This is a genomic window from Bacteroidota bacterium, assembly GCA_030706565.1.
GTDB lineage: Bacteria > Bacteroidota > Bacteroidia > Bacteroidales > JAUZOH01 > JAUZOH01.
The window spans coordinates 1-7699 of record JAUZOH010000181.1; the positions used below are offsets into that span (position 1 = coordinate 1).

Consider the following 7699-nt stretch of genomic DNA (forward strand, 5'->3'; position numbering starts at 1 on the left):
GATTTTACTAAACCAAATTTTAAGGGGTATAAATTATAATTTATATTTATTTTAAATAATACACCTTAATTTTTAAGGTGTATTTATATTATTATATTATTTATATTTTTATTACCCCCCTTTTACATTCCCAACTTATTCCTTCAATATCCCCTTCCATTATGATTATTCTACAAGGCAGCAAAAAATTATATCACCTTGTAATTCTTTTACTTAAAAAAGTACATACGTGTAAATGTTAAAAACAGGGATGAAGGTGATTTTTCTTTAAATTTTATTTATTTCAAAAAAGGAAAGCGAGCATCAGAATATTGCAATATTAAAAGCGAGGAACTATTTTAAGGGGGGATAAAATAAAATAGGATTCATTTTAAAATTTGAGGTTCAGAAAAATTTTCAATTTCAATATCATTGTAGTCGATTAAAATTTCAACCAATAAGAATAGCCTGTATCACTATTCACCACAATATTAATTTTGAAAGCTTTGAAATGACTTAAAAATTGGGCATATAATTGCTACTCTCCAGAACATCAATACCAGGTACCGTTAAAACCTTCAACTGCATTGATTTTGCAGACAATTATCTTTCTGAAATTATTAATAGGGAATTATTTTTGTTAGGAGAATAAATGATCATTGAGGAAGAGAAAAATGACCTCATAAAAAAGGGTAAAACATTAAATAAATGTTTCACCCTTTTAAAAAATTTCCATCCTGCTGATTAAACCCTGAAATTTAATAGCAGACCGATCAATCAAGCTTTAAGATTATCAATATCAACAACCGTTTTTCTAAGTTTCACCAGTTTGGTAAGTAATTTTTCGAGTTTATCAAGGGGTAGCATATTGGCACCGTCCGATTTTGCATTTTTAGGATCAGGGTGGGTTTCAATAAATATCCCGTCAACACCGACAGCAATTCCTGCCCTGCCAATGGTTTCTATCAGATCGGGCCGGCCACCCGTCACGCCGGAGGATTGATTCGGTTGCTGAAGGGAATGGGTTATATCAAGAACCACGGGCAATCCGGTTTTTTTCATTTCAATAATTCCACGATAATCGACCACCAAATCCTGATACCCGAAAGTTGTTCCTCTTTCGGTAAGCATAATGCTTTCATTTCCTGATTCCATAATTTTATCGGCCGCAAATTTCATAGCTTCGGGAGCCAAAAACTGGCCTTTTTTAATATTAATTACCTTACCCGTCCGGGCAGCAGCTACAAGTAACTCTGTTTGCCGGCAAAGAAATGCCGGAATCTGCAGGACATCGACATATTGGGCTGCAAGCAGGGCTTCCTGTTCTGTATGAATATCCGTTACAACAGGAATATTAAAATTGTCTCTTACTTTTTGCAAGATCCCCAAAGCCTTTTTATCACCGATTCCCATAAAAGAATCCAGTCTGGAACGATTTGCCTTTTTATAGGATCCTTTAAATATCCATGGAATCTGAAGACGATCGGTAATATCCTTAATTTGCCCGGCTATAGTAAAAGCCATTTCTTCACTTTCAATAACGCAAGGACCGGCCAGCAGGAAAAAATTACCCGTATCTGCATATTTTAATTTTGGAATTGTAAAGTTCATCGCCAAAAATTTATGTTTATGCAAACCTACATATTTTTATTGAATTTTGAAATAATACTCATCATTGATTAACCTTTGCATGATTCTGGAATTCAAAATAAATACGACAGAAAAATTGACTGCATGGAATCTGTGCAGAATTCCTAAAAGGAATAATGTGAAATAAGTCAAATTTTGTTTTTCTTTGCTCCTTAAAGAATTTAAAATGGCAGCAATTGACGAACTTCATATTAATTTCAATCAGAGCAATATCACTCTTTTAAATTTCCTATTGGGTTTTATCATGTTTGGAGTAGCTTTAAATATCAAAACAGACGATTTTAAAACTCTTCTCCATAATCCCAAATCCTTATTTGTAGGACTGAGCTCACAATTCATTGTCCTTCCCCTGGTAACCTTCTTGCTTGTATGCATCATTCGTCCCCAGCCCAGTATTGCCCTGGGAATGATGATGGTTGCTGCCTGCCCGGGAGGGAATATTTCCAATTTTATATCTTCTATTGCCAAAGCGAATGTTGTACTTTCGGTAAGCATAACCGGAATAAGCACTCTATTGGCCATTGTGATGACTCCCTTCAATTTTGCCCTCTATGCCAGCTTATATCCTCCTACTCATCACATTTTCAGAGCAGTAAGTGTCAGCCCCTTTGAAATGTTCCAATCTGTACTTTTATTATTAGGCATTCCCATGATGATTGGCTTGTGGTTTTCAAATCAGTTCCCCAAATTGACCCAAAACATAAAAAAACCAATCAGAATCATTTCCATGCTTATTTTTATTGGCTTTATTGTGATTGCCTTTTCCGCAAATTTTGATATCTTTATTCATTATTTGGGATTTATCGTAATCATAGTATTCATTCAGGACTTTACCGCTCTGTTTAGCGGATATATTTACAGCATGCTTTATAAAGTTCCACAAGCTGATTCCCGGGCTATATCCATAGAAGCCGGAATAAGAAATTCCGGATTGGGTCTGGTGCTTATTTTTAACTTCTTTAATCTCAAGCATCTTGGAGGAATGACGCTGGTCGTTGCTTGGTGGGGAATATGGCACATTATAGGAGGACTGGCCTTGGCTTCGTTTTGGTCAAGAAGACCAGTTAAACCTGTTCCTTATGCAAAATCAATAAAGAATTAACAATATTTTTAAAGAAAAAATTTCTCGTATAACTTATCTTTTTGAATATGAAAGAACAATCGAAGAACATTGAAATTGGCCGTGGTATAGATGCAATAACTTTTGGCATGACCCGGCAGGAAGTGGAACAGATAGCAGGCAAACCTAGTGAAAAGGAAACTTATCCCCTTTCGGATGAAGAAAATGACATGGCAGAAACCTGGCATTATGATGAATTGGATATATCCATTTCCTTTGAGGAAGCTGAAGACTGGCTATTAACGTCCATTTCAGTCAGTTCACCCGACTATCTTCTGGATGGCAAACAATTAATTGGCAAGAATTTCGACCAGGTGGTAGAAGAATTAGAAAAGATGGAATTAGGTGAAATTGAAGTGGAAGATTCTTCACCAGACGATGGCATTAATGAAAAAGTTTTGAGCATTGATGAATCAGGACTGAATTTCTGGTTTGAAAATGGAATTCTTACAGAAATACAATGGAATCCTTTATGGCCTGAAGAAGATGAAGATGAATAAAAATAGGATCATCTAACAATCAGTAAAACAAAAATCCTGTTCATAAAAATTTTAATCAATCCTACTAAAAAAACTAATTATTAAATGAATCATTCTATTTTTCCGCAAGGAAGTTTTGGTTATGACCTGCAATTTTTGAGACAACACAACATTGAGCCTGTCATTTTAAAAGACAATTCATCCGGGGCTCAAATAATGGTTATTCCCGCATGGCAGGGAAGAGTCTTGACCAGTACGGCAAATAATGCAGATGGATTTAGTTATGGGTGGATAAATTATAAATTAATAGACTCAGGCAAAAAAGCCGGGCATATCAATGCTTTCGGAGGAGAAGAACGGCTATGGCTCGGCCCGGAAGGAGGCCAGTTCTCCTTTTACTTTAAAAAAGGAACCGAACAGATTTTTGATAATTGGTTTGTACCCAAGGAATTCGATACAGAAAGCTTTGAAATTGTCAGTCAAAACAGCCGGGAAATTTCACTGAAGAAACAAGTTCAGCTGATCAATTATTCCGGTAATTCATTCGATATTAAAATTGAGAGGAACATTAAAATTCTTACTGCATCGGAAACAGAGGATTTTGCTTCAATCCAACCAGGTTCTTCAATAAAGAGTGTATCCTATGAATCGGAAAACAAAGTGACCAACACAGGAAAAAATCCCTGGATTAAACAAAACGGCTTAATGTCTATCTGGATGCTTTCAATGATGGTACCCTCGCCTGATGTGGTCATCTTTGCCCCATTCAAATCCGGTAATGATAAGGATTTGGGAAAGGTTGTAAATGCTGATTATTTTGGTGAAATACCTGAAAACAGGTTGAAAGTTTCCAATGGATTCATATTTCTTAAAGCAGACGGAAAATTCAGAAGTAAAATCGGTTTATCTCCACTGCGTACAAAAGGAATTGTAGCCAGTTATGATGCAAAAAACTCTGCCCTTACCATTTTATTCTGCCGTTTGCCCGAGCATCCGGCCGAATATGTAAATTCAAAATGGGAGATACAAAAGGATCCCTACTCAGGGGATGTCATGAATGCATACAATGATGGGCCACTTGAAGATGGCAGCCAGATGGGGCCATTTTATGAAATTGAAAGCTCCTCTCCTGCCGCCCAACTTGAGCCAGGAAAATCGATCACTCATCTTCAAAGAATTTATCACTTTGAAGGTAATGAAAAGGAACTTGACAAAATAACTCAAAAGCTTTTAGGAACAGATATTCAAACCATTAAATCTGTTTTTTAACATTAAAGGTATTAGACCAAATATCTAAAATTTTCAGATAAAAGAGGGTAACTCGAAATGAGCTACCCTCTTTTATCAATCAGAACCTGTTTTAAATTAATATCCCGGATTCTGTTTAATCTGGGCAGAATTTAATCCGATGGCATCCTGAGGTATTGGCCGGAGAATCTTATATTGGCCGTCAGAGCCCTTCATATTGGCATCGCTTGGTACATCCGGATTGTATTTTGAAACGTATTCAACCAGTTTGCCGGTACGCTTCAAATCGTACCAACGGTTATATTCCCCGGCAAATTCGCGGGCCCTTTCATCCAGAATATAATCAATAGTTGCATCAGTTGCAGTAATATTGGCTGCACCGGCTCGTGTGCGCAATGCATTGATATCGGCTGCAGCTTCAGCCTGATGGCCTGTCAGTTTGATATATGCTTCAGCACGTAACAAATAGGTTTCAGCCAGACGGGCCAGGAAAATATCCCGACGGCTGCCGGTGGTATTAAAAGGTTGATCAGGATCCGAAAATTTCTTGATGCATGGAAAATCTTTATCCAGATCATTCTTTTCCCAATTATTGGTTCCCGGCCATTTTATAGTTGCAGCCGACCGCTTTGCCGGATTAACGGCTATCCAGGCGTTTACATCGAGTTGGGTGGCACCGGGTTTAGGATAATACATCAAAACCTCCAAAGTTGAGCGGGTATCAAATTTTTTGAAATAAGAATAATAACTGCATTTTCCCGTTGATACGGTTCCATATAATTCCTGCATAAAAGTACCGGCGAAACGGGTATCATTCGGATCAGCTGCCAACAGGTTATAAAGGCGCATGGTAGGTTTTAGTCTGGTGTTCATATAGGGCATCCCGTCAATCGCAGCTCCGTCAGAACCTCCCAGATAGGCACCATAATAAGCTGATTGAGGATTTCCACTGGTCACATTTGCCAAGGAAGTAGGGCTATATTGAACCGAGAAAATACTTTCCGCATTCTTTTCATTACCCGGGAAGAAAATTCCAGTCTTACCGTCGAAAGGCAATGTCAGTTTCTGATTATTAATAGCAGTTGTAGCATAATCAACAGCCGATTGAAAATCTGAGGCAGAGCCATAAGTTTCATAACCACGGGTGAGATAAACCATAGCCAGGTAATGATTTACCACCCTCTTATTTACCCGGTTGGCAGCTGTTGCAGGAAGTTTCGACAGGGCATCCTTCATCTCGCTGATAATGAAATTATAAACATCTGAGGCCGGAGTCCTGGGATAGTTGGTAATTGGAGAAGTCAATCTATCTTGGACCAATGCCACATCACCAAATTGCTGAATCAAATGAAAATAATAAAATGCCCTTAAAAATCTTGCTTCAGCAATTCTTACGGAATCTTGTCCATAGGTTTCACCATAATAGATGGCATCATTGCATCTTTTAATACCCTGATAAACGGTAGTATAAAATGTTTTTACCGAATTATCCGCCGGAGTAAGATTCTGATAGTTGCCCAGGCCTTGGGAAAGCAAGCCTGCCCTGCCAACTTTAAAAATGTCGGTCCCGGCAACAAACATTTCAATATTATTGTCGCTGCCATACAGATCGCGTAGGGTAGAATAGCATGCATTAATCAAAGATTCATAGCCGGATTTCGTTTTGTAATAAGTTGCAGCATCCGGATTCGATTTATTATCCTCTGTCAGGAAATCAGTGCATCCCGCAAGAAAGAAAGCCGCAACCAATGTTATATATATTATTTTTTTCATATCGATTGACTAATTAAAATTTAACATTAACTCCAAACTGATAGGTTACTGTTGCAGGTCCGTTATCTTTTCCCATAGTAGCACCGGCCCATTCGGGATCGAAACCCTCATAATTTGTGGAGACAAAAGGATTTAACACATTACAATAAAGACGTATAGTATTCAATTTCAGAATATTCATAAACGATTTAGGTAAGGTATACCCCAGCATTATATTCCGAACTTTCAGGTAAGAAGCGTCAACCCAACAACCTGGCATTTCATTGGCCGTTTCTTTTCCATTATGCCAATAGGGGCCACAGTTGGCTTTGCTGCCATTATCAGTATAAACCATGGGGCGTCCCTGATAATTGTGAGCTGTTTGTTGAACAGAAAAATAGCCATCATCACCAAGTATATAAGCTCCTTTAGGAATATAATAATCCATTTTAAGTTTCTGACGTCCGCGGTCATTGTAATTGGTAAATTCTTCCATGAAAGGAGAAAATACGGTCATTCCCTGAGCCATATAAACATTCATTGAGAAATCAAATCCCTTAAATGTCAGCATGGTTGTCAAACCTGCCGTCCAGTCCGGATCAGAATGCCCCTGAATTCTGCGGTCACTGGCATCTATCCCATTACCATCGAAATCCTTGATACGGGCCTGTCCTTCCCTGGCAATTACAACGCCAGATTTATTGATTACACGGGGATCTTTACTGGCAATAGCAGCAAGGATATCATCGGCTGTCCATACTCCATCATAAACATAACCATATATCGAATTTATGTTCTCACCCACCATCCATTTTTGGGTGTTGCTGTTGATATAAATATAACCGGGAGTGGTAATTCCAAAGAGGTTTTTAATTTTATTCCTGTTTGCTGTAAATGCAGCGCCTATATTCCATTTTAAATTACTGTTATCAATAATATTGGCATTCAGGGTTAATTCTATCCCCTTATTCAACACAGAGCCCAGGTTATCGGTCATTGTTCCACCACCTGATTCAAGTGGCAAAGTTCGGTTCTGTAACAATCCTGTAGATAAACGGTTATACAGATCCACGGTCATATCAATCCGGTTATTCAAAAACCCCATATCTATACCCAAATTAAACTCACGGGTTTTTTCCCAGGTTAACTCCTGACTGACAAGAGAACCAATTCCTACGCCTAAAGCATCGGTTGATCCGAAATTATAATAAGTAGACTTGTTAGCAAGCAACTGGGTGAGAAAGGGGTTGATATTATTATTACCGGTATAACCCAAACTTAAACGGAACTTCAAATTAGAAAGAATATTTTTAAACGATTCCATAAAGGATTCTTCAGAAACCCTCCAGGCGACCGAAGCTGAAGGGAAGGATGCCCATTTATGGCCCTCGGCCAGCTTGGAGGAACCATCTTCCCTGATCGAAGCGGTTGCAAGATATTTCCCTTTATAGGAATAATTTGCCCTTGCAGC

General features: G+C 38.1%; 6 protein-coding genes. 3 read left to right on the plus strand and 3 right to left on the minus strand.

Features of this window, described 5'->3' with window-relative positions; genetic code table 11:
• Nucleotides 1-756 precede the first annotated feature (756 nt).
• Nucleotides 757-1590 carry a 3-deoxy-8-phosphooctulonate synthase gene (kdsA, locus tag Q8907_10060; protein MDP4274610.1) on the minus strand — a complete coding sequence of 278 codons (834 nt, stop codon included), beginning with the start codon at nt 1588-1590 and terminating at the stop codon, nt 757-759.
• Nucleotides 1591-1795: 205 nt separating this feature from the next.
• Between kdsA and Q8907_10065 the strand changes: the two genes are divergently transcribed.
• The 3 genes from Q8907_10065 (at nt 1796) to Q8907_10075 (ending at nt 4497) form a co-directional block, all read left to right on the plus strand.
• Nucleotides 1796-2731 carry a bile acid:sodium symporter family protein gene (locus tag Q8907_10065; GenBank protein MDP4274611.1) on the plus strand — a complete coding sequence of 312 codons (936 nt, stop codon included), beginning with the start codon at nt 1796-1798 and terminating at the stop codon, nt 2729-2731.
• A 47-nt stretch (nt 2732-2778) separates the two neighbouring features.
• Nucleotides 2779-3249 (plus strand): hypothetical protein, encoded by a 471-nt coding sequence (locus Q8907_10070; GenBank protein ID MDP4274612.1) that lies wholly within the window; start codon nt 2779-2781, stop codon nt 3247-3249.
• An 84-nt stretch (nt 3250-3333) separates the two neighbouring features.
• Nucleotides 3334-4497, plus strand: coding sequence for a hypothetical protein (locus tag Q8907_10075; protein ID MDP4274613.1), 1164 nt, complete (start codon nt 3334-3336; stop codon nt 4495-4497).
• Nucleotides 4498-4593: 96 nt separating this feature from the next.
• On the opposite strand, the gene Q8907_10080 is transcribed toward Q8907_10075, so the two are convergent.
• Entirely contained in the window at nt 4594-6249 is a 1656-nt protein-coding gene (locus Q8907_10080; protein ID MDP4274614.1) for a RagB/SusD family nutrient uptake outer membrane protein, read from the minus strand.
• A 13-nt stretch (nt 6250-6262) separates the two neighbouring features.
• Nucleotides 6263-7699 (minus strand): TonB-dependent receptor (locus tag Q8907_10085; GenBank protein ID MDP4274615.1); only part of this gene is annotated, 1437 nt, incomplete at its 5' end.